Here is a 1,141-nt window from a genome sequence, read left to right as displayed (position 1 = left end):
GGGTTGGTGGCAGGTGGTGCAGACGCCGGTCCAGCACCTCAGGACGTCCTGGAGGGCGTCGAGGATCTGGTAGAGAGTGAGGGCGGTCCGGGCGCTTTTGGGGCCAGGCGCTGTTCTGTGAGGAAGGCGTGGGCGGCGGTCACGAGGGTGACGTGGTGGTGCCAGCCCGGCCAGGAACGCCCTTCGAAGTGGTCCAGGCCCAGGCCGTGCTTGAGTTCGCGGTAGTCGTGCTCGATGCGCCAGCGGACCTTGGCCAGACGGACCAGGTCGGCGATGGGGGTGTCGGCCGGCAGGTTGGAGAGCCAGTACTCGGTCGGCGTCTCGGCGTCGGCGGGCCATTCCATCAGCAGCCAGCAGTCGGGCAGGATCCCGTCCCACCAGCCCTGTTCTGCCGAGGCCGCGCCCTTGATCGGACGCTCGACCGCTTTGCCTGCCGGGCGCACCCGCACGGCGGCGAAGCGGGAGCGTAACTCTCCTCGCGAGCCGTTCCGCCAGGTGAGAGGGGTGAATGCGTCCTGTCCGAGGCTGGCGGCCAGGGTTGCCACCGACGGTGCGGCCTGTCGGTAGCGGGGCTGGGGCCAGCAGCCGACAGGCCCGTTGCGGGCCGGAGCGACGGGTTTGGTCTCGAAGGAGTGGGCGCTCACATCCGAGCGGACGGCCAGGACGTAGGCAAGCCCGCGCTCGGACAGCGCGGACCGCAGGTGGGCGTTCGTGCCGTAGGCGGCGTCGGCCACGACGACCGGCGGCTTCATGCCCCAGCCGGCGAGCGTGTCGAGCATGTCCAGGGCCAGGCGCCACTTCTCGCGGTGCGTGACCTCCGCCGGGATACGGGCAAGAGTCCTGCGCGCGGTGCCCGACGCCCACTCCTCGGGCAGGAACAGGCGCCATTGCAGCGGGCAGGACGCGGTATCGGTCGCGGCGTGGACACTGACCGCAACCTGGCAGTTGGCCCGCTTGCCCAGGGCTCCGCAGTACTGCGGAGCCACCGCGACCGACATCCTCCCGTCCTTGGGCACCGACACATCGTCGATCACCCACGCCACCGCGTTGATCAACGGCAGCATGCGTTCGTTGATCCGCCGTTGCACCGGCACCGGGTCCCAGGTCGACTGGTTCACGAACTGCTGCAGGTTCTGCTCGT

At 70.0% G+C, this 1,141-nt stretch carries 1 protein-coding gene; it reads right to left on the bottom strand.

Annotated elements, in window-relative coordinates; genetic code table 11:
• Window positions 1–38 precede the first annotated feature (38 nt).
• Window positions 39–1,141: IS701 family transposase (locus ACFWXC_RS53050; RefSeq protein ID WP_384491561.1), on the bottom strand; the 1,103-nt coding region annotated here is incomplete at its 5' end.

Source organism: Streptomyces sp. NPDC058683 (assembly GCF_042716195.1).
Classification (GTDB): Bacteria; Actinomycetota; Actinomycetes; order Streptomycetales; family Streptomycetaceae; genus Streptomyces.
The sequence above is the reverse complement of the archived record's forward strand: the minus strand, read 5'-3'. Positions and strand labels throughout refer to the sequence as shown.